General features: G+C 71.8%; 17 protein-coding genes. 9 read left to right on the top strand and 8 right to left on the bottom strand.

The features are described 5' to 3' along the window. The first annotated feature begins 74 nt into the window (after positions 1 to 74). Positions 75 to 1,622: a multiple monosaccharide ABC transporter ATP-binding protein gene (gene mmsA / locus ABTW64_RS10360; RefSeq protein ID WP_350622046.1), complete on the top strand. Its 1,548-nt coding sequence runs from the start codon at positions 75 to 77 to the stop codon at positions 1,620 to 1,622. Between the two features lie 55 nt (positions 1,623 to 1,677). Further along, on the top strand, positions 1,678 to 2,901 hold the full coding sequence (mmsB, locus tag ABTW64_RS10355) for a multiple monosaccharide ABC transporter permease (RefSeq protein ID WP_350622044.1): 1,224 nt from the start codon (positions 1,678 to 1,680) through the stop codon (positions 2,899 to 2,901). Positions 2,902 to 3,108: 207 nt separating this feature from the next. Here the strand turns inward: mmsB and ABTW64_RS10350 are convergent, their stop codons facing one another. Then, complete coding sequence (locus tag ABTW64_RS10350; RefSeq protein WP_350622042.1) at positions 3,109 to 4,743, bottom strand: ABC-F family ATP-binding cassette domain-containing protein; 1,635 nt, start codon at positions 4,741 to 4,743, stop codon at positions 3,109 to 3,111. 245 nt (positions 4,744 to 4,988) lie between these two features. Here ABTW64_RS10350 and ABTW64_RS10345 point away from each other — a divergent pair, with 245 nt between their 5' ends. Next, a complete protein-coding gene (locus ABTW64_RS10345; RefSeq protein WP_350622040.1) occupies positions 4,989 to 6,416 on the top strand; it encodes an MFS transporter in 1,428 nt (475 codons plus the stop codon). Positions 6,417 to 6,464: 48 nt separating this feature from the next. Here ABTW64_RS10345 and ABTW64_RS10340 read toward each other — a convergent pair whose 3' ends face one another. Next, entirely contained in the window at positions 6,465 to 6,932 is a 468-nt protein-coding gene (locus ABTW64_RS10340; RefSeq protein ID WP_350622038.1) for a DUF2000 domain-containing protein, read from the bottom strand. A 108-nt stretch (positions 6,933 to 7,040) separates the two neighbouring features. On the opposite strand from ABTW64_RS10340, the gene ABTW64_RS10335 reads away from it, so the two are divergent. The 3 genes from ABTW64_RS10335 (at position 7,041) to ABTW64_RS10325 (ending at position 9,214) form a co-directional block, all read left to right on the top strand. Beyond that, positions 7,041 to 7,511, top strand: coding sequence for an Lrp/AsnC family transcriptional regulator (locus ABTW64_RS10335; protein ID WP_350622036.1), 471 nt, complete (start codon positions 7,041 to 7,043; stop codon positions 7,509 to 7,511). A gap of 411 nt (positions 7,512 to 7,922) precedes the next feature. Continuing rightward, the gene (locus tag ABTW64_RS10330; RefSeq protein WP_350622034.1) at positions 7,923 to 8,633 is read left to right on the top strand and encodes a DUF1045 domain-containing protein; all 711 of its coding nucleotides are present in this window, start codon (positions 7,923 to 7,925) and stop codon (positions 8,631 to 8,633) included. After that, positions 8,633 to 9,214 carry a ribose 1,5-bisphosphate phosphokinase PhnN gene (locus tag ABTW64_RS10325; RefSeq protein WP_350622032.1) on the top strand — a complete coding sequence of 194 codons (582 nt, stop codon included), beginning with the start codon at positions 8,633 to 8,635 and terminating at the stop codon, positions 9,212 to 9,214. The genes ABTW64_RS10330 and ABTW64_RS10325 overlap by 1 nt, the downstream gene beginning before the upstream one ends. A gap of 26 nt (positions 9,215 to 9,240) precedes the next feature. On the opposite strand, the gene ABTW64_RS10320 is transcribed toward ABTW64_RS10325, so the two are convergent. The 6 genes from ABTW64_RS10320 to ABTW64_RS10295 form a co-directional block, all read right to left on the bottom strand. Further along, the gene (locus ABTW64_RS10320; protein WP_350622030.1) at positions 9,241 to 10,335 is read right to left on the bottom strand and encodes an epoxide hydrolase family protein; all 1,095 of its coding nucleotides are present in this window, start codon (positions 10,333 to 10,335) and stop codon (positions 9,241 to 9,243) included. Between the two features lie 42 nt (positions 10,336 to 10,377). Continuing rightward, the gene (locus ABTW64_RS10315) at positions 10,378 to 11,550 is read right to left on the bottom strand and encodes an NAD(P)-binding domain-containing protein (protein ID WP_502892322.1); all 1,173 of its coding nucleotides are present in this window, start codon (positions 11,548 to 11,550) and stop codon (positions 10,378 to 10,380) included. A gap of 10 nt (positions 11,551 to 11,560) precedes the next feature. Next, on the bottom strand, positions 11,561 to 12,118 hold the full coding sequence (locus ABTW64_RS10310; RefSeq protein WP_350622026.1) for a ribonuclease H family protein: 558 nt from the start codon (positions 12,116 to 12,118) through the stop codon (positions 11,561 to 11,563). Positions 12,119 to 12,304: 186 nt separating this feature from the next. After that, complete coding sequence (locus ABTW64_RS10305; RefSeq protein ID WP_350622024.1) at positions 12,305 to 13,156, bottom strand: DUF72 domain-containing protein; 852 nt, start codon at positions 13,154 to 13,156, stop codon at positions 12,305 to 12,307. A 7-nt stretch (positions 13,157 to 13,163) separates the two neighbouring features. Then, complete coding sequence (locus ABTW64_RS10300; RefSeq protein WP_350622022.1) at positions 13,164 to 14,315, bottom strand: baeRF2 domain-containing protein; 1,152 nt, start codon at positions 14,313 to 14,315, stop codon at positions 13,164 to 13,166. Next, entirely contained in the window at positions 14,308 to 14,589 is a 282-nt protein-coding gene (locus ABTW64_RS10295; RefSeq protein WP_350622020.1) for a hypothetical protein, read from the bottom strand. The genes ABTW64_RS10300 and ABTW64_RS10295 overlap by 8 nt, the downstream gene beginning before the upstream one ends. Before the next feature lie 186 nt (positions 14,590 to 14,775). Between ABTW64_RS10295 and pepN the strand changes: the two genes are divergently transcribed. From pepN to ABTW64_RS10280, 3 genes are all read left to right on the top strand, one after another. After that, the gene (pepN, locus tag ABTW64_RS10290; protein ID WP_350622018.1) at positions 14,776 to 17,295 is read left to right on the top strand and encodes an aminopeptidase N; all 2,520 of its coding nucleotides are present in this window, start codon (positions 14,776 to 14,778) and stop codon (positions 17,293 to 17,295) included. A gap of 80 nt (positions 17,296 to 17,375) precedes the next feature. Then, positions 17,376 to 18,092, top strand: a complete 717-nt coding sequence (locus ABTW64_RS10285; protein WP_350622016.1) for an ABC transporter ATP-binding protein — start codon at positions 17,376 to 17,378, stop codon at positions 18,090 to 18,092. Next, on the top strand, positions 18,089 to 19,468 hold the full coding sequence (locus tag ABTW64_RS10280) for a permease (RefSeq protein WP_350622014.1): 1,380 nt from the start codon (positions 18,089 to 18,091) through the stop codon (positions 19,466 to 19,468). Before ABTW64_RS10285 ends, ABTW64_RS10280 begins: the two co-directional genes overlap by 4 nt. The last annotated feature ends 5 nt before the right edge of the window (positions 19,469 to 19,473 follow it).

Below are 19,473 nucleotides of genomic sequence, written 5' to 3'. Positions count from 1 at the left end.
ACGGGGAGCGAGGGACCCGCGGGTCCCCGCCTCAGCGCGAAGAACAGCAGCGCGGAAAAGAGACTGGAGCAGCGATGTCGAGCGCGATCCTCGAGATGCGGAACATCACAAAGGACTTCCCGGGCGTGAAGGTGCTCAAGGGCGTCAACCTGAGCGTCGCGCGCGGCGAGATACACGCCATCTGCGGCGAGAACGGCGCCGGCAAGTCGACCCTGATGAAGGTGCTGTCGGGGGTGTACCCGCACGGCTCGTACGGCGGCGACATCCTCTTCGACGGCGAGGAGATGGCGTTCTCCTCGATTCGCGACTCGGAAGAGCGCGGCATCGTCATCATCCACCAGGAGCTCGCGCTGGTGCCGCACCTGTCGGTGGCCGAGAACATTTTCCTGGGCAACGAGCGCGTGCGCGGCGGCCTGATCGACTGGAACAAGGCCAACCACGAGGCCGCGGAGTTCATGCGGCGCGTGGGTCTCGACGAGAACCCGACCACGGCCGTGGGGCAGCTCGGCGTCGGCAAGCAGCAGCTGATCGAGATCGCCAAGGCGATGACCAAGGACGTCAAGCTGCTGATCCTCGACGAGCCGACCGCGGCGCTCAACGACAACGACTCGGAGCACCTGCTCGGCCTGCTGCGCGAGCTGCGCGATCAGGGCATCACGTGCATCATCATCAGCCACAAGCTCGGTGAGATCGAGGCGATCGCGGACTCGACCACGATCATCCGCGACGGCGAGTCGATCGAGACGATCGACATGCACGGGCCGGATGCCACGCAGGACCGCATCATCCGCGGCATGGTGGGTCGATCGCTCGACCAGCGCTTCCCCGACCGCACCCCGCAGATCGGCGACGAGATCTTCCGCGTCGAGAACTGGACCGTGCACCACCCGACGCAGGCCGGCCGCATCGTGGTCGACGACGCGTCCATCTCGGTGCGCGCGGGCGAGATCGTCGGCATCGCGGGCCTGATGGGGGCCGGGCGCACCGAGTTCATGATGAGCCTGTTCGGCCAGTCGTACGGCCGCGACATCTCGGGCCGGATGCACCTGCACGGCAAGGAGATCAAGGCCCGCACCGTGCAGGAGGCCATCGCGAACGGTCTCGCGTACGTGTCGGAGGACCGCAAGCACTACGGTCTCAACCTGATCACCGACATCCGCACCAACATCACGGCGGCGGCGCTCGGCAAGATCAGCAACAAGGCGAGCTTCGTGAACGGCAACGAGGAGATCAAGGTCTCCGAGGAGTACCGCCGCGACATGAACATCAAGACGCCGACCGTCATGCAGACCGTGGGCAACCTGTCGGGCGGCAACCAGCAGAAGGTCGTGCTGTCGAAGTGGCTGTTCTCCGACCCGGAGGTGCTCATCCTGGATGAGCCCACCCGCGGCATCGACGTCGGTGCGAAGTACGAGATCTACGAGATCATCAACGCCCTGGCCGCCGCCGGGAAGGCCATCATCGTCGTGTCGAGCGAGCTGCCTGAGCTTCTCGGCATGTGCGACCGCATCTACACGCTCGCGTACGGCCGCATCACGGGCCAGCTCCCGGTCGCCGAGGCGACGCAGGAGAGCCTGATGAGCCTCATGACCATCGAGAAGAACCAGAAGGAGGCCGCGTGATGGCATGCGGTGCATTGAGCGAGCGCAGTGAGCGCAGCGAACGGAGTGAGTCGAAATGAGCAATGTCCTGGCTGAGACCAAAGACCTGTTCACCCGCAACCTCCGGACGTCCGGCATCTACATCGCCTTCGTGGCGATCGTGGTGCTGTTCACCTTCCTGACGGGCGGCACGCTGCTCGCGCCGGAGAACGTCACGAACCTCGTGCTGCAGAACGCGCACATCCTGATCATGGCGCTCGGCATGATCATGGTGATCGTCGCCGGCCACATCGACCTGTCGGTCGGCTCGGTGCTCGCGTTCGCGTCGGCCGTGTCGGCCGTGCTCGTCATCAAGGCGGGCATGCCGTGGTGGGTGGGTCTGCTCGCCGCGGTCGTGGTCGGTCTGCTGGTCGGCGCATGGCACGGCTTCTGGGTCGCGTTCGTCGGCATCCCGGCGTTCATCGTGACCCTGGCGGGCATGCTGCTGTTCCGCGGTCTCACGTGGGTCGTGCTCGAGAACGTGTCGCTGTCGCCGTTCCCCGCCGAGTACAAGACGATCGCCACCGGCTTCTCCCGCGGCCTGTTCGGCGAGATCACGGTGGGCCAGGGCTCGGGCCTGCTGGCGCAGCCGCAGACGGTCGACATCTTCACGCTGCTCATCGGCGTCGTGGCCGTCGCCGGTTTCGTCGTGACCCAGGTGCGCAGCCGTCGCGCGCGCATCGGCTACAACCAGAAGGTCGAGTCGATGCCGCTGTTCATCGCGAAGCTCGTGGCCGTGGCGGTCGTGGCGATGGCGTTCGCATGGGCGCTCGCGTTCAACCGCGGCTTCCCGCTGGTGCTGATCGTGCTCGGCGTGCTCATCCTCGTGTACCAGCTGATCACCAACCGCACAGTGTTCGGCCGCCACGTCTACGCCGTGGGTGGCAACCTCTCGGCCGCGCAGCTGTCGGGCGTCAACGTGCGCAAGGTCAACTTCTGGCTGTTCGTGCACATGGGCCTGCTCACCGGCATCGCCGCCGCGATGTTCTCGGCGCGCTCCAACGGCGCCCAGCCGGGTATGGGCAACAGCTTCGAGCTCGACGTGATCGCTGCCTGCTTCATCGGCGGCGCCTCGACCACGGGCGGCATCGGCCGCGTCACCGGCGCCCTCGTCGGCGGTCTCGTGATGGCCGTGATGTCGAACGGCATGTCGCTCATGGGCGTGCCGCAGTCGGTGCAGCCGATCGTCAAGGGCCTCGTGCTGCTCATCGCCGTCGCGTTCGACATCTACAACAAGCGCCGCGCGGGCGCCACGCGCTGACGGTCCTTTCTCGGATCGAGCGGCGCGCTCGCTCAGCCCGCACACCGGCGGGCCGTTTCCCTGGGGGAGCGGCCCGCCGTTCGCGTCTCAGCCACCTCGAGTGCACTCCAATGTACGTGTGGTCTCGGCCAGACAGAGCGGCCCGAGTGCACACGAACATTGGTGTGTATTCGGCGGCTCACGCGTGCAGCCGCGCCGGCTCGGCAGTCACGCGTCCAGCTGAGCGCTTTCGGCGAGGCGGCCTCCTGGCTCGATGCCGACAACGAGGTCGATGCCGAGACGGCGGAGGAAGGCGTGGTCGTGGCTCACGATCAGCAGGGCGCCGCGGTACGCCTCCAGGGCTTCGGCGAGCTGCGCGACGCTCGCGATGTCGAGGTTGTTGGTCGGCTCGTCGAGGATGAGCAGCTGGGTCGGAGGATCCGCGAGCAGCAGCCTCGCGAGCGCCACGCGGAAGCGCTCGCCGCCTGACAGGGTGCCGACCGGGCGCTCGAGCGCGCTGCCGCGCAGCAGCAGGCGGGCGAGCTGGTTCCGGATGTCCCCGGGCGCCGTGGCGGGCGCGACATCGCGCACGTTGTCGACCGCCGAGCGCGCGTCGTCGAGGTCGTCGAGACGCTGCCGCAGGTAGCCGACGCGTGAGGTGAGCATCCTGCCGCCCAGCCGTCCGGGCTCGGGTGTGGAGCCCGAGACGAGGTGCTCGAGCAGCGTGGTCTTCCCCACGCCGTTGGGGCCCACCACCGCGACGCGCTCCGGGCCCCGGATCGTGATCGTGCGGAAGCCGTCGCTCAGCTCCGCGATCCTCCGGCCGCGGGGCACATCCGGGTCGGGCAGCGCGAGATGGATGTGCTCCTCTTCCCTCACACGGGAATCGGCGGCGTCCAGGGCGGCCTGCGCTGCCTGGACCTTCTCGTCGAGCGTGCCGCGCAGCGCGCCGGCCGTCTCCTGCGCCTTGCGCGCGCGGGCGCCGGCGAGGATCTTCGGCATGTTCTCGGCCGCCCTCCGTCCCGCCCGAGCACGGGCGGCGAGCTTCGCCTCGGCCGCCACGCGCTGGCGCTTCTCGACCTTCAGCGCCTGCTGCGCGGTCCGCGCGGCCTGCGCGGCGGCGGACTGCTCCTGTTCGACGAATGCGCGGAACGCGCCGTACGGCCCGCCGAACAGCTCCAGCCGGGCGCCCGTGCCACGTGAGGCCTGGCCGAGTCCGGTCGTGCGCAGCTCGGCGGTGTGCTCCATCCGCTCCAGCAGCTCGAGGTCGTGGCTGACGACGACGAGCGTTCCGGGCCAGGCGTCGACCATGTCGGCGAGCCGTGCTCGCGTGGGACGGTCGAGGTTGTTGGTCGGCTCGTCGAGCAGGGTGATGGGAGTGCGCCGCAGGCGCAGTCCCGTGATGGCCACCAGCATCGCCTCGCCGCCGGACAGCTCGTCGACGCGTCGGTCGAGGTCGGCGGCGCGGAAGCCGACGCCCTGCAGGGCCTCATCGGCGCGCGCCTCGATGTCCCAGTCGTCGCCGACCGCGTCGAACCAGCGCACGTCGACGTCGCCGGCCTCGATCGCGCGCAGGGCCCGGAGGACCGGTGCGATGCCCAGCAGGTCTGCGATCGTCGCCGTGTGCGCGAGCGTGAGGGTCTGCGGCAGATAGCCGACGTCACCGGATGTCTCCACGCGGCCTCGCGTGGGTGACAGGATGCCGGCGATCAGCTTCAGCAACGTGGACTTGCCGACGCCGTTGGGGCCGACCAGGCCGGTGGACCCGATGGGGAGGGTTCCATTCAGGCCGTCGAGGGCGGCGCTGCCGTCGGGCCAGTGATAGGCGAGGTCGCGGAACGCGATGGCGGAGGAGACGTGCATGGAGAGACCTTTCGGGGGCGGCGGATGAGCACGGCGCCCGGGTCTGTCCGGGCGGGCTAGACGGCGAAGGTCCCGATCTCCATGTGGTCACCGTAGCATCGGGCGCAGGCCGACGGCGCCCACCAGCAGGCCGAACAGAATATTTTCTGACTTCGGAAATGCGCAATCTGTAGGTATAGTGGCCGACGCGCCCTGACGGCGCATCCGCGTTCCAGGCGGATCTTCGACGGTGAAGAGGTTGTTTCGTGGCAGAGCAGACAGAGACTCCGACGACGCGTCCCAGCCAGACCCAGGCGGGCTCGCCGGAGGACGCGGCGGTCTCGCTGAACACCAAGTGGCACCTGATGGGCATCGCCGGTCAGGATGGCCGGAGCGAGTCTCTCAACAGCAGGGACCTGCGGCGCGTGCTCGCCTCGTCGATGATCGGCAGCATCGTCGAGTACTACGACTTCATCCTGTACGCGACCGCGGCGTCGCTGATCTTTGCGAGCGTGTTCTTCGACGGCATGCCGCCGGCGATCGGGCAGCTGTCTGCGTTCGCGACCTTCGCGGTCGGCTACCTGGCTCGTCCCCTGGGCGGCATCGTGTTCGGTCACTTCGGCGACGTGCTCAGCCGCAAGCAGATGCTCGTGGTCTCCATGCTGATGATGGGCTTCGCCACCGTCGCGATCGGCCTGCTGCCGACGCCCGCGCTCATCGGCGTATGGGCGCCGATCCTGCTCATCCTGCTGCGCATCGTGCAGGGCATCTCGGTGGGCGGCGAGTGGGGAGGAGCGACCCTCATGGCGCTCGAGCACGCGCCGGCCGAGAAGCGCGGTTTCGCCGCGGCGTTCGCCAACGCCGGCGGCCCGGCGGGCGGCCTGCTCGCGACGTTCGTCGTGTCGGGCGTCTCGTTCGCGACGGGCGATCAGTTCCTGGTGTGGGGCTGGCGCATCCCGTTCCTGTTCTCGATCGTGCTGATCCTGATCGGCATGGTCATCCGCCTGAAGGTGGCCGAGTCGCCCGTGTTCCAGCGCCTCGAGGAGGAGGCTGCACAGCGCGCCGAGAAGCAGCGGCTGCCCATCACGAAGGTGCTGTTCGACCACCCCCGCGTCGTCATCCTCACGCTCGTCGCCTCGCTCGGCTTCTACGCATGCCAGGGCATCCTCACCACATGGGGCGTCACGCAGGCGGCCAACGAGGGCGTCGCTCGCGAGGCCGTGCTCAACATCAAGGGCCTCGCGGCCGTGGTGACCATCGTCGTGGCGTTCGCCGCAGCCCGGGTCTCCGACCGGCTCGGCCGCCGCACGGTGCTGGTCGCCGGTGGCGTGCTCGGCGTGCTGTGGGCCTACCCCGCGCTCGTGCTGCTGCACAACGGCACGGCATGGGGCTTCGCGCTGGCGGTGATCGTCGGCAACGGCGTGATCCAGGGCATCCTGGCCGGCCCGATCGGCGCGTACATCTCCGAGCAGTTCCCCCCGGCCGTGCGCTACACCGGCGCGTCGCTGGCCTATCAGGGAGCCTCGACCCTGGGCGCGGGCTTCACTCCGATGATCGCCACCGCGCTCATGGCAGCCGCGGGGCTGATGGGCGTCGCGGTGTTCTGGATCGCCGTGCTGGTGATCGGCCTGGTCGCCGTCGTCATGTCCCGGGAGGGCGCGGTGCTCGCGGGCAAGCGCGGGCCGCGGCCGTAGCCCGTCGCTGCTGAGGCGCAGGCCGCGGAGCACGTCGGCGCCGCCGATTCAGCTCAGCAGCGGCAGGCGGCCGACGATCCGGTCGACGCGGTTGCGGGGCCCGACCAGACCGACGGCGAGATAGCCCAGATCTTCGGGTGCCCGCGCGGCGGCGGCATCCAGGTACTCGTCATAGACCCGGGTGAGCTGGGCGTGGGCGGGCATGTCTGCGACGTATACGCCATCGGATGCCGCGGCGCGAGCGCGGATGATCGCGAGCTGAGTCGAATCGGCGGCGAGGATCGTGCACCCGATCCACGGCAGGCCGGCGTGACGCGACCCGTCCGCGTCGATCGCGTCCGGCCCCAGCAGGCCGGTCACGGCCGCACCGGTTGCCGCGCCGACGCAGGCGGTCGCGTTGGCGACCCGCCCGGGCGGGAGAGAGGCATCGACCACCACCACCCACTTCAGGCGCGCAGCCCGTGTGGGCGCGCCGGTGTCGATCTCGTCTGGGGTGAAGCCGATCAGCGTGGGCATGTGTCTTCTCCTGGGGTGCGTGGAACGTGCGGTGGGAACGCCCATAATGTAGCCAGCAATGCGCGACGCTCGCGCTGGGCACGTATGAAGTACGAAGCAGAGGTGGGTATGGCTGATCTGGACGAACTTGATACGGCGATCCTGGGTGCTCTCCAGACGAATGCGCGGATGACCAACCGCGAGGTGGCTGCGCGCGTCGGCGTCTCGCCCACCACGGCGCTCGACCGCACGCGAGCGCTGCGGCGTCGCGGAATCATCCGGGGCGCCAGCCTGGACATCGACCTCGGAAGCGTGGGGCGGGGCGTGCAGGCGCTGATCTCGGTGCGCGTGCGCCCGCCGTCACGCGAGGTGATCGAGGCGTTCAGGGACTGGGCGTCGGCGCTGCCTGAGACGCTGGGCGTGTTCGTCGTGAGCGGTGATGTGGACTTCGTCATCCACGTGGCTGTGGCGGACAACGACGCGCTCTACGCCTTCGTGATCGACCGGCTGACCGAGCGCGACGAGATCGCGGATGTGCGCACGACCGTCGTCTACGAGCATCTGCGCAATGCGCGCATCGGGATCGCGCCCTCGCGGTGAGCGCCTCCTCGACAGCGCCTCCTCGACAGCGCCTCCTCGACAGCGCCTCCTCGACAGCGGCGCGTCGGCAGCCGCGTCGGCGCGGGAAGCGCATCCCGGCGGAGCACGTCACGCTGCGTCATACCCGCGCACGGCGCGCCGGCGTCGACGTAGCGTGGGGGCATCGCGGCGATCCGGGTGGTCCCGGGGCGCGGGTCATGCCGTCAGCCGTTGCGGGTTCGACTCCCGCCGTCGCGTCGAGGGGTGGCGGACGTGCGAGGGCGGGGCCGCCCAGGCGACCGGGTGTATGCCAGCGAGCATCGCGCCGCCGCAAGCCCTGGCGGTCTGCGTCGGCGCCATGGTCGAATCGAGATCCGCGCGGGGTGATCACGACAACCGCCGCGCCGGCGCGACGGGGCGAGAGGCGGCAGGATGACACGCTATGCGGTGTACGCGCTGCCGGGGGCGCTCGGCGCGTCGGACGCGGCCGAGGCCGTGCGTCTGCGGGACGTCGCGGAGGCCTGGCTCGCGCGCGAGGAGTTCCGTGACCTCACGGTCGACGCGCGGCGCTATGGGCTCCACGGCACGTTGCGCGCGCCCTTCCGGCTGGCGCCGGGGCGCACGCCCGACGAGCTGGAGGCGGCGGCACGGGCCTTCGCAGCCCGGCGCGCGGCGGTCGTCATCCGGTCGCCGCGTCCACGCCGGGTGGCGGACTTCCGGGCCCTGGTGCCGGATGGCGACCACGGCGACATCGATGCCCTCGCCGCCGACATCATGCGCGACTTCGACCGGTTCCGAGCGGCGCCCAACGTGCAGGAGGTCCGCCGCCGCCGCCCGGAGACGCTGCCCCCGCGGCAGCGCGAGCTGTACGCGCGGTGGGGATATCCGTTCGTGTTCGATGAGTTCCGGTTCCACATCACGCTGACCGATCCCGTCCCCGCCGAGCGCGAGACGGCGGTCGACGCCGCCCTCGACGCGCACTTCGACGGTGTCGCGGGGGTGGACGTGCCCCTGCGCTCGATCGCCCTCTTCGTCGAGCCCCGGCCGGGGGCACGCTTCGAGGTGCACTCCGTGCATCCGTTCGGCGACGCGCCCGCGGCCGGCGGCGGTCGATCTGCGACCGGGCGGGAGCAGCCGGGGTGATGGGCGCGTTCGTCGGGGTCGTGGGCCCGTCCGGATCGGGGAAGGACGCGGCGATCCGGGAGGCTCGCGCCCGCCTCGAGGGGTGCGCGGTCGTGTTCGCGCGCCGTGTGATCACCCGGCCGCCGGGACCGGCGGAGGACAGCGAGTACGCGTCGGAGGCGCGGTTCGCGCGGCTCGAGGCCGCCGGCGCGTTCGTCCTGTCCTGGCGCGCTCACGGCCTGGCCTACGGCATCCCGGCCGCCGCCGTGGAGCAGGTGCGCGCCGGTGCGGTGGTCGTCGGCAATCTCTCGCGATCGGTGCTCGCCCTGATGCCCGAGCGCTTCGGACGCGCCTTCTCGGTGCGGGTGACGGCGCCTGACGATCTGCGCCGGGCGCGGATCGCCGCCCGCGGCCGCGAGAGCGCCGCGGAGGTCGCCGCACGGCTGGACCGGAAACCGGCGCCCGACGTCCCCGTAGACCTGGAGATCGTCAACGACGGCACGCTGGCCGCCGCGGGGGAGCGGCTCGCTGCGTTCCTGCGGCAGCTCGCCCGCCCCGGTGATCCCGCCTTCTCAGGGGATGACGGGGCATCCCGCTCCTGAGTACGCGGGATCCCCTGACGATCGGGTCAGCGCCGCTCGCGCAGGAACTCCACGATGTCCGCCGCCAGCGGCTCGGGGGCCTCGTGGGGCGCGAAGTGGCCGCCCCGCGGCATGACCGTGTAGCGCTCGACGCGGTAGGTGCGCTCGGCCCACTCGCGTGGTGGCTGCGCGAGGTCGTGAGGGAAGACCGCGACCGCGGTCGGAACGTCCACGCGCGAGACGCGCGGAGTGATGCCCACGGCGTACTCCCAGTACGGCCGCAGCGACGAGCCGATCGTGTTCGTGAACCAGTACAGCGACGCGAGGGTCAGGAGGTGATCGTCGTCGAACACGGCCGAGATGTCGCCCTCAGGGTGGCTCGTACGGTCGCTCCACGCGCGGTGCTTCTCGAGGATCCACGACAGCAGGCCGGCCGGGGAGTCGGACAGCGCCGGTGCGAGCGTCAGCGGGCGCGTCTGCTGCTGGTGCTGGTACGCGCCCTCCTGCGCCACCCATGTCTCCACCGACGCCACGTGCGCTCGCTCGGCGTCCGTCAGCGACGCGTCGTCCCACGTCGCAGGCGCCGCCACCGCCAGCAGGTGGATCGCGGCGACCGCATCCGGATGCGCCTGCGCGAGCCGCGACGTGATCCCCGCGCCGAGGTCGCCGCCGTGGGCTGCGTAGCGCGCGAAACCGAGGCTCGTCATCAGCTCGTGCCACAGCTCGTGCGTCTGCTGCTCGTGGGCGGTCCGCTGCGGCGAGAACGGGAACCCGGGCAGCGCCGGCACGATCGCGGTATGACCGGCGGCGGCCAGCAGCCGGGCGAGCGGCACGAGCTCGAGCGCGCTGCTCGGCCAGCCGTTGGTCAGCACGATCGGCAGGCCACAGGAGGAGCCGCCGGGCGCGACCGCGTCGAACCGCAGATATCCGATCGGCGTGCCCGCGGCATCCTGCGTGAACCAGGGAAGGGCCCGGATGCGCTCCTCCTGAGCGCGCCAGTCGAACCCGTCGGCCCAGTACGCGACCATCCGCCGCAGCACGTCCGGGTCGGTTCCCGCGTCCCATCCGGATACCGGCCAGGGTTGCGGCCAGCGCGTGCGGCGCAGGCGGTGGCGCAGGTCGGCGAGGTCGTCGTCGGTCACGGACGGGAGCGGTGCAGACAGGGGTGTGGGCATGGCGTCCTCTCAGACCGCGACTTCGCTGTCGTCCTCGGCATACCCCTCGTCGAGGTACCGCACCAGCGCCGCGACCGCCTCACGACCGGCGCGGTTGGCGCCCACGGTCGACTGCGACGGGCCGAAGCCGATCAGGTGCACGCGCGGCTCCCCGCGCACCTGCGTGCCCCGCATGGTGATGCCGCCCAGCGCGTTGCGCAGGTACAGCGGGTCGAGGTGCCGCAGCGAGGCCTTGAAGCCCGTCGCCCACAGGATGGCGTCGAGCGGCGTGAACGACCCGTCGGCCTCGCGCACGCCGTCGGACTCGATCGAGACGAACATCGGGCGGCGGATCAGCACGCCGCGGTCACGCGCCGCGCGGGCGTACGGCGTCCAGCCGAGGCCCGTGTACCCGACGACGCTGCCGGTGGGTCGTCCCGCCTCGACGTCGGCGACGACCTTCTCGATCGTGGTGCGCCCGGTCTCGGTGTCGAACTCGCCCTCCGTGAACACCGGCTCCCGGCGGGTGTACCAGAACGTCTGCGCGACGCGCGAGATCTCCTCGAGCTGCTGCACTGCCGAGACGCCGCCGCCCACGATCGCCACCCGCTGGGGAGTATCGGCGACGGGCGCGAAGTCCTCGAGCCGACCGTAGTCGCGCGTGTGCAGCTGGCGGCCGCGGAACGTCTCCTGCCCCGGGTACACGGGGTGCACGGGGTTGTCCCACGTGCCCGTCGCGTTGATCACGGCGCGCGTGCGCCACGCCCCGTGGTCGGTGTGCACGAGCAGATCGCCGTCCTCCTCGTCGTCGGCATAGTCGACGGACTCGACGCGAACGGGCCGCAGGACGGGCAGCGCGTACCGCTCCTCGAATGCGGCGAAGTAGCGCGGCACGGCGTCGCGGCTCGGCTCCCCGGGGTCCATGTCGGGCTGGGGAAGGCCGGGCAGATCGAAGATCCGGTTGAGCGTGGCCACCCGCAGCGACTCCCAGCGGTGCTGCCACGCCCCGCCGGCCGCAGGGTTCGCGTCGAGCACGACGTACGTGCGGGCCGACCCGCGCGGCGACAGCGCACTCGAGAAGCCCCGGCGGCGCAGGTGATAGGCGGCGGACAGCCCGGCCTGCCCGGCGCCGATCACGACGACCGAGGCGGTGCGGGTGGACGGGGTCACATCCGGCTTCAACCGCTCACCCCGGGAACGCATTCCGTCGACGTCACCGGCGCCGGGGCTTGTCCGCCGCGCTCGCCGCCGGAGCGGCGGTGACGTCGACGGCAGGATGCCCCGCCCGCGACTCCCACGAGCCCTCGAGACCTGTGGCGGCGTGCCTGGCGGCACGCACCGCGCGCTCATCCGCCCAGCTGTTGAGGCGGTGTTCCGCGTGCCCCTTCACGTGCTCGAGCACGACATCCGGGAGCCCCGCCGCGCGGCGCGCGTCGCGCGCGGCGATCAGCGCCTCGAGGATGTCGACGTTCTTGACCGGCTGCTTGGCGGAGGTGCGCCAGCCGCGCCGCTTGTGCCCGTCCATCCACGAGACGTACGTGTTGATCGCGTACATCGAGTCGGCCTGTACGGTCAGGTGCCGCACGTGCGCGTTGTCGACGATGCCGCGCAGCAGCGCAGTGAGCTCGCCGATGTTGTTGGTGCCCTGCCGGATGGCTCCGGCCGCCCACTGCCCGTCCTCGCCGACCCATGCCCATCCGGTGGGCCCGGGGTTCCCCTGGCAGGCTCCGTCGGTGGCGATCGTGTACGAGTCGAGAAGGGCATCCGGCACGCCTTCCACCGTAACGGCGCCCCGGCCTCTTCCTCGTCGACTAGCGTCGGGCGCATTCACTGCCGTCGGCGACGCTAGCGAGTGCGCCCGGCGCTAGTCAGCGTGCGCAGGCAGGGCCGCCTCGACGGCCGCGTGCGCCACGGGTCGCGGGTTCTCGCCGGTGGGGATGGCCGGCCGCGGCAGCGCTCAGCCGATCGCGACGCCGGTGAGCCGGCTCTCGAGCGCAACCGCGTCGTGCGGCGCGCGGCCGCGGGCGTCGTTGTCGAAGTACACGTACACGTCACGCGGCACGCCGTCGGGGCAGCCGGATCCGTCGGTCCACGACCGGATGCGCCGCGCCCAGTCGTCGAGCTCGTCGCCCGTGTAGCCGCTGGCGTAGAGCTCGCGCGAGCCGTGCAGGCGCACATAGACGTGGTCGGACGTGATCTCGTCGAACATCGGGAACGTGTCGGCCGTGTCGGCGATGGTGAGCGACACGTCGCGCTCACGCAGCAGCGCGGCGAAGTCGGGGTCGGCGAACGTCGCCGAGCGCGGCTCGATCGAGTGACGCAGCGGGCGGTCGGCGTCGATCTCGAGCCACGTGCGGCCCTCGAAGCGACTGTCGTGTCCGCGCGCGATCTCGAGCGCCTCACCCGTGGTGCGCGGCAGCGACGCCAGGAACGCGTCGAGCACCTCCGGTTCGAACGGGTGCCGCGCCGGCAGCTGCCACAGGATGGGCCCGAGCTTGGCGCCCAGTGCGAGCGGTCCCGAGGCGAAGAAGTTCGCCAGGGCCGTGCCCGCACTGCGCAGCCGCAGCATGTGCGTGACGTAGCGCGGCCCCTTCACGGCGAACACGAAGCGGTCCGGCACGCTGTCGCGCCACCGCACGTAGCTCGTCGGCCGCTGCAAGGAGTAGAACGACCCGTTGATCTCGGCGCTGGACATGTGCTGGCCGATGTACTCCAGCTCGCGCCGCTGCACGAGGCCGCGCGGGTAGAAGTCGCCACGCCAGCCGGCGTAGCGCCAGCCCGAGACTCCCACCCGCGCGTGTGCCGTCATGCGCGCGTCAACCGCCTTCCGCCCACCGCAGCGCCGCCACGGGCTCCGCCGCCGGGCGTCCATCGCGGGCCTCGCCGTCCTCGAGCTCCTCCTCGACCACCAGCACCCGTGCGCCGCTGAGCACCGCCGCGCGCGCCAGTGCCTCGGCCGCCGGCACGTAGCCCAGCGACTCGGCGGGCAGGTCGTTCAGCTCGCCTCGCGCGACCCAGGGCTCGTTCGCGAGCGCCGCGAGCGACTCGCCGTCGTCGCCCTCCTGCACGAACCGCGCGTCGAGCAGCAGCGTGTCGACGCGTGCCTGCTGCAGTGCGTCGATGACCTCGCCGACGCCGCGCGCGCCGGCCGCGCCGTGGTTCTCGGCCGCGCGATCGCGCGTGCGCTGGATGGCCCCGTCGAGGCCGCTGTCGACCGCCTCGGCGACGGCGCGCTCGAGCGCGGCGTCGTCGGAGCCTTCGGCCTTCGTGTGCACCTCGACCTCCAGCACCAGGTCGCGCGACGCCGTGGCGAGGCGCTCGAGCAGCAGCTGGCGGGCCCGCACATCGCCCGCGACCACCACGAAGCGCGGACGCTGCTCGCGCACGATCCGGTCGACGGCCTCGGCGACCTCGGCCTGGTTCTGCTCCCAGATCTCCTGAGAGTGCTGCTGGTAGCGGCGGTGCGACCAGCCGCCGGCCTGCACCTTGTTGAGGCTGTCGGTGCGCCCCTCGATCTCCGAGGTCTCGCCGTCGCCTCCGCGGTTCGCCTCACGCAGGCTCAGACGCGCGCCCTCGCGCGCGGTCTCGACCAGAAGGTAGGGCACCACGCCCGTGCGGTGCCGCAGCAGCGGCAGGATGGGCGGCACCGGCCCGTGCGCGAGGTGCTCCGGCCCGAGACGCGAGCCGACGAAGGACTCGTCGAGCGCGACCTCGCCGTGCTGCACCCACAGGATGCGCACCGACGGGCTCGGCAGACCCTCGCCGCCGTCGAGCGCAGCGGCCACGGCTGCGACGTCCTCCTCGGGCGCCCCCGCGTCGCGCAGGGGATCGGTCACGGCACGCCGCCGTGCCTCCTCCTCGGCCTGCGGGCGCGCGCCGTGTCCGTCGGTGTAGACGGTGGTCCAGGGGCCGGGCCGGTTCAGCAGCGCGGCGAGGTCGTGTCCGGTGTCGGGAATCGTGTCAGGCATCCGTGTCGTCCTCCTCGTCGTCGGCATCGCCCTCGGCATCGGTCTGCGCGTCGGCGATGGGGTCGTCGGGGTGCTCGGCGCCGCGGGGCGCGTCGTGGCGGAAGGCCTGCTCGGCTTCCGGGTCGTCGGTGTCGTCGGGCAGCGGCTCCGACTCGCGGAAGGGCTCCGCGTGCGGCGCTGACGCGTGACCCTGCACCATGCCCCGCGTCTCGCGCTCGAGCTCCTCGTCCATCTCGGGTCCGTGCGTCGTGTTGCCTCGTTGCGCGTCGCTCATGGTCGTTCTCCCTTCGGCGTCGTCTTCGGCATCGGTCCTCGGCGGCGGTCTTCCGCATCGCCTGGTGTGCCCGACCGTAGGTCGACCCCCCGGCGCAGCCGAAGTGGGTTGACGACCGCAGAGGCGGCGGGTACGGCGGCGCGTCCACCCGCGGGAGTGGGGGCGAGCCGCTGAGATGATGGACGGATGACCTCAGCGAACGCCGCCGCAAACCTCACGAGGGAGGAGACGGCCGCGCGATCCGCGGCGATCTCGCTCCGCGACATCCGCGTCGAGCTCGATCTGTCCGGGGCGCCGGATGAGCGCACGCCCGGCTTCCTCACCACGGCGACGCTGCGCTTCGACGCCGCGGTCGAGGAGACCTGGGTCGACTTCCTGGGCGAGTCGGTGCGGCGCGTTGTCGTCAACGGCGCCGACCAGGATGTCGCGTGGGACGGTGCGCGCATCCGGATCGCCGGCCTCGCCGCCTCGCCCGAGGGCGCCCCCAACGAGGTCGTCGTGCAGGCGGTGGCGGCATACAGCCGCTCGGGCGAGGGGCTGCACCGGTTCCGCGACCCGGCCGACGGCGAGACCTACCTCTACACGCAGTACGAGCCGGCCGACGCGCGCCGGGTCATGCCGTGCTTCGAGCAGCCCGACATGAAGGCGCGGTACACGTTCGTGGTGACGGCTCCCGCCGGATGGCACGTGCTGTCGAACCAGGCGCCGGTGCGCGCGGACGAGTCCGGCGGCGTCCAGACGGTAGAGTTCGCGCCCACGCTGCCTCTCTCCAGCTACATCACGGCCGTCGCGGCCGGCCCGTACCACCGCGTCGTGGGGGAGTGGTCGAAGATCGGCCCCGACGGGGGCGAGCAGCGCATCCCGCTGGGCGCGTACTGCCGCGCGTCGCTCGCCGCGCATTTCGAGGCGGACGAGATCCTCGACATCACGCGGCGGGGCCTGGACTTCTTCGACGAGGCGTTCGGCTTCCCGTACCCGTGGTCGACGTACGACCAGGTGTTCGTGCCCGAGTACAACCTGGGCGCGATGGAGAACCCGGGACTCGTGACGTTCACGGAGGCGTACGTGTTCCGCGGTGCGTCGACCGAGGCGCAGCACGAGGGCCGGGCGAACACGATCCTGCACGAGATGGCGCACATGTGGTTCGGCGACCTCGTCACGATGCGGTGGTGGGACGACCTGTGGCTCAAGGAGTCGTTCGCCGACTACATGGGCGCGCACGCCTCGGCCGCCGCGACCCGCTTCACAGACGCGTGGGTGTCGTTCGCCGCGCGCCGCAAGGCGTGGGCGTACCAGCAGGATCAGCTGCCCACGACGCATCCGATCGTGGCCGACATCGCCGATCTCGAGGCCGCGAAGCTGAACTTCGACGGCATCACGTACGCCAAGGGCGCCTCGGTACTGAAGCAGCTGGTCGCCTACGTGGGCCACGAGGCCTTCTTCGAGGCGGCTCGCCGCTATTTCCAGGCCCACGCCTACGGGAACACGACCCTCGACGACCTCCTGGTGCAGCTCGAGGCGGCGTCGGGCCGGGACATGCGCAACTGGTCGCGCGCCTGGCTGGAGACCACCGGGATGTCCACGCTGTCGTATGACCGCGAGAGCGGGGTGCTGGTGCAGACGGATCCCCGCCCGCACCGGCTCGCGGTCGGCTGCTACGTGCTGGGCGAGGGGCGCCTGCGGCGCACCGAGCTCGTGGACGTCGACATCGAGACGGAGCGAACGGATGTGTCGCTCCCGGACGCCGATCTCATCCTGATCAACGACGCCGATCTGACGTACGCGAAGGCGCGTCTCGACGCCCGTTCGCTCGACGCGGTCGAGCAGGCGCTGTCGACGCTCGATGACGCGCTGGCGCGGGGGCTCGTGTGGTCGGCGCTGTGGAACGCGACGCGGGACGGCGAGATGCCCGCGCGCCGCTACCTCGCCGTCGTGCGGCGACACGCGCCGTCCGAGACCAACGTGGGGCTCCTCGCTGCGGCGACGGCCAACGCCGCGTTCGCGATCGGCCACTACGTGCGCGAGGGTGAGCGCGAGGCCGAGCGTCGCGCCTGGCTCGACACGGCGTGGGAGCAGACGCACGCGGCCGCTCCCGGGAGCGGCGCGCAGCTGTCGTGGGCGCGCGCGCTCGCCGGGGCAGCCGCCTTCGACGACGCGCGCGCGGGTGAGATCGCCGCGATGCTCGACGGTTCCCGGCCGGTGCCCGAGGGACTGGCGCTCGACGCCGACCTGCGCTGGTCGCTGCTGGCAGCGCTCGCCGCGACGGGCCACGCGGGCGAGGTCGACGCCGATGCCGAGCTGGCGCGCGACGACACGGCGACGGGGCGCACCGCGTGGATCCGCGTCCGCGCCGCGCGGCCGGTGGCCGAGGTGCGCGCCGCGGCGTGGGACGCCGCCTGGAACGACCGCACTCTCACCAACGACCACCTCGACGCGACGATCGCCGGCTTCCGGGCCGGAGACGCGCGCCACCTTATCGCGCGTTTCGACGAGGAGTACTTCACGCGCATCCGGGACGCGTGGTCCGAGCGCAGCATCGAGATCGCGCGGCGCCTGGTGACGGGTCTGTTCCCGTCGACCGACTCGCTGGAGCCCGTCGACGCGTGGCTCGCCGGCAACGCCGACGCCCCGGCGTCGCTGCGCCGCCTCGTGATCGAGCAGCGCGACCACCTCGCGCGGGACCTGCGGGTGAGAGCGAGCCGGTAGCGCGTGATCTACATCCGCAGGATGACGCGGACCGACTCCTGGGGGATGTCCGTGGGCGTCATGATCGCCAGGCTGGGAGCATGACTTCCCCTGCCCCTGCGCCCCTTCTGTCCGCCTCCGGCCTGACCAAGGCCTACGGCCCGACCCGCGCGCTCGACGGCGTCTCGCTCGTCGTGCGCACGGGAGAGGCCGTCGCCATCATGGGGGCGTCCGGCTCGGGCAAGACGACGCTGCTGCACGTGCTCGCGGGCATCCTGCCGCCCGATGCGGGCACCGTCACGCTCGCGAGCCGGACGGGATCGGTCCGCGTGGATGAGCTGGGCGAGCGCGAGCGGTCGCGCCTGCGCCGCGAGGAGTTCGGGTTCGTGTTCCAGCAGGGCCTGCTGATCCCGGAGCTCACGGCCGTGGAGAACGTCGCGCTGCCCCTGCTGCTCACCGGCCACGCGCGCCACGCCGCCGAGGCCCATGCGGCCCAGTGGCTCGCGGCCCTCGGCCTGGCGGGCATGGAGACGCGTCGCATCGGGCAGCTGTCGGGCGGCCAGGCGCAGCGCGTCGCGATCGCTCGGGCGCAGGCGACCGGCGCGCGCATCCTGTTCGCCGACGAGCCGACCGGCGCCCTCGACTCCGCCACATCGGCCGACGTGATGACCGCCCTGCTCGACTCGACCCTGGCTCAGGGCCACGCGCTCGTGGTGGTCACGCACGACCCGCAGGTGGCGGCACGCTGCACCCGCACGGTCCGCATGCAGGACGGCCGGATCGTGGCCGACGCGATCGTCGCGCAGGCCGCCCGATGAGCGCGGTCGCGGCTCCCGTCGCCCTCGCGCCCGCGTCCGGCCGCGCGCCGGTCGCCCGCCTGACCTGGATGCTCGCGCGCCCGAGCGCGCAGAGCCTCGCGACGCTGGCGCTGCCCGTCGTCGCGTTCGCCGTGACGACCGCACTGATGCTCGTGGTGCTGGGGGGCGTGCTGATGTTCTGGAGCTGGACGCCCGACATCGACCCCAACGCGGGGATGTATCAGCTGCTCAGCGTGCTCGCGCTGAGTGTGCTCGCCGTGCCGCTCGTCGCGCTCGGCGGCGCCGCGGCGCGTCTGTCCGCGCGCCGCCGGGACGACCGCCTGGCCACCCTGCGCCTGCTCGGGGCCACGTCCGCCACGGTCTCCGCGATGACCGTCCTCGAGTCGACCGCGATCGCGGTGACCGGCGCGTTCGGCGGCATTCTGCTGTACCTGCTGCTCATCCCGCTCGTCGGCCTCGTGCCGTTCGGTGGGGCGCCGATCGGCGCGGCCGCGCTGTGGACCGGCGTCCCTGCGCTCTGTGCGGTCGTGGCCGGCGTCGCGGTGCTGGCGGCCATCAGCGCGGCGGTGGGGCTGCGTCAGGTGATCGTCTCGCCGTTGGGTGTGCGCGCACGCACGGATGCGCCGCGTCTGCACTGGCTGCGCGCGGTCGTGGCGGTGATCGTGGTGGCGGGCGGCTTCGTCGCCCTCAACATCCCCGGCCTCGTGCCGGGACTCATGGTGGTGTTCCTGATCGCCGGGGTGCTGGGGGCGGGCATCGCGGTGCTCAACCTCATCGGCCCGTGGGCCATCGGAGTGTTCGCCCGCGTGCAGGTGCGCCGGGCCACGACCGCGGCGCGGCTCATCGCGGCGCGCACCGTGCTGGAGTCGCCCAAGGCGGCATGGCGCCAGGTGGGCGGCGTCGCGATGACATCGTTCGTCGCGGTCGTCGGCGGATCCGGGATGGCCATGGCCGCCACCTATGACGATCCCGCGATGGCGGTGCTGACGGGCGACATCCAGACCGGCGTGCTGCTGACGCTCGTGGTGTCGTTCGTCATGGTCGCGTGCTCGGTCGGCGTGAACCAGGCCGCCGCGATCCTCGACCGCCGGGCGCTGCACGTCGGGCTCGATCGCATCGGCATGCCGCGTGAGGTGATGGAGGCGGCGCGCACGCGCTCCACCATGGCGCCCCTGCTGTTCACGGTCGCGGTGTCGGCGCTCGTGGGCGGGGTTCTGGTGCTGCCGGTGGTGGGCATCGCCATCGTCGCCGCGCCGCTGTCGGTGCTCGTGATCGCCGTGTGCTTCGCGCTCGGCATCGCGATCGTCTGGCTCGCGCTGCGCGCGACGCGCCCGGTGCTGACGCGCGTGCTGGTCGAGCCCGACCGCGCCGAGTAGCGCGG

Source organism: Microbacterium sp. NPDC096154, from assembly GCF_040302945.1.
GTDB lineage: Bacteria > Actinomycetota > Actinomycetes > Actinomycetales > Microbacteriaceae > Microbacterium.
The sequence above is the reverse complement of the archived record's forward strand: the minus strand, read 5'-3'. Positions and strand labels throughout refer to the sequence as shown.

Bases quoted from the DNA above. Each gene is read 5' to 3' on its own strand.
- ABTW64_RS10325 (WP_350622032.1), top strand. From the start codon at position 8,633: ATGGGCGCGTTCGTCGGGGTCGTGGGCCCGTCCGGATCGGGGAAGGAC.
- ABTW64_RS10340 (WP_350622038.1), bottom strand. From the start codon at position 6,932: ATGCCCACGCTGATCGGCTTCACCCCAGACGAGATCGACACCGGCGCG.
- mmsB (WP_350622044.1), top strand. From the start codon at position 1,678: ATGAGCAATGTCCTGGCTGAGACCAAAGACCTGTTCACCCGCAACCTC.
- mmsA (WP_350622046.1), top strand. From the start codon at position 75: ATGTCGAGCGCGATCCTCGAGATGCGGAACATCACAAAGGACTTCCCG.
- ABTW64_RS10330 (WP_350622034.1), top strand. From the start codon at position 7,923: ATGACACGCTATGCGGTGTACGCGCTGCCGGGGGCGCTCGGCGCGTCG.
- ABTW64_RS10280 (WP_350622014.1), top strand. From the start codon at position 18,089: ATGAGCGCGGTCGCGGCTCCCGTCGCCCTCGCGCCCGCGTCCGGCCGC.
- ABTW64_RS10295 (WP_350622020.1), bottom strand. From the start codon at position 14,589: ATGAGCGACGCGCAACGAGGCAACACGACGCACGGACCCGAGATGGAC.
- ABTW64_RS10350 (WP_350622042.1), bottom strand. From the start codon at position 4,743: ATGCACGTCTCCTCCGCCATCGCGTTCCGCGACCTCGCCTATCACTGG.
- ABTW64_RS10285 (WP_350622016.1), top strand. From the start codon at position 17,376: ATGACTTCCCCTGCCCCTGCGCCCCTTCTGTCCGCCTCCGGCCTGACC.
- ABTW64_RS10315 (WP_502892322.1), bottom strand. From the start codon at position 11,550: ATGCGTTCCCGGGGTGAGCGGTTGAAGCCGGATGTGACCCCGTCCACC.
- pepN (WP_350622018.1), top strand. From the start codon at position 14,776: ATGACCTCAGCGAACGCCGCCGCAAACCTCACGAGGGAGGAGACGGCC.
- ABTW64_RS10335 (WP_350622036.1), top strand. From the start codon at position 7,041: ATGGCTGATCTGGACGAACTTGATACGGCGATCCTGGGTGCTCTCCAG.
- ABTW64_RS10300 (WP_350622022.1), bottom strand. From the start codon at position 14,315: ATGCCTGACACGATTCCCGACACCGGACACGACCTCGCCGCGCTGCTG.
- ABTW64_RS10305 (WP_350622024.1), bottom strand. From the start codon at position 13,156: ATGACGGCACACGCGCGGGTGGGAGTCTCGGGCTGGCGCTACGCCGGC.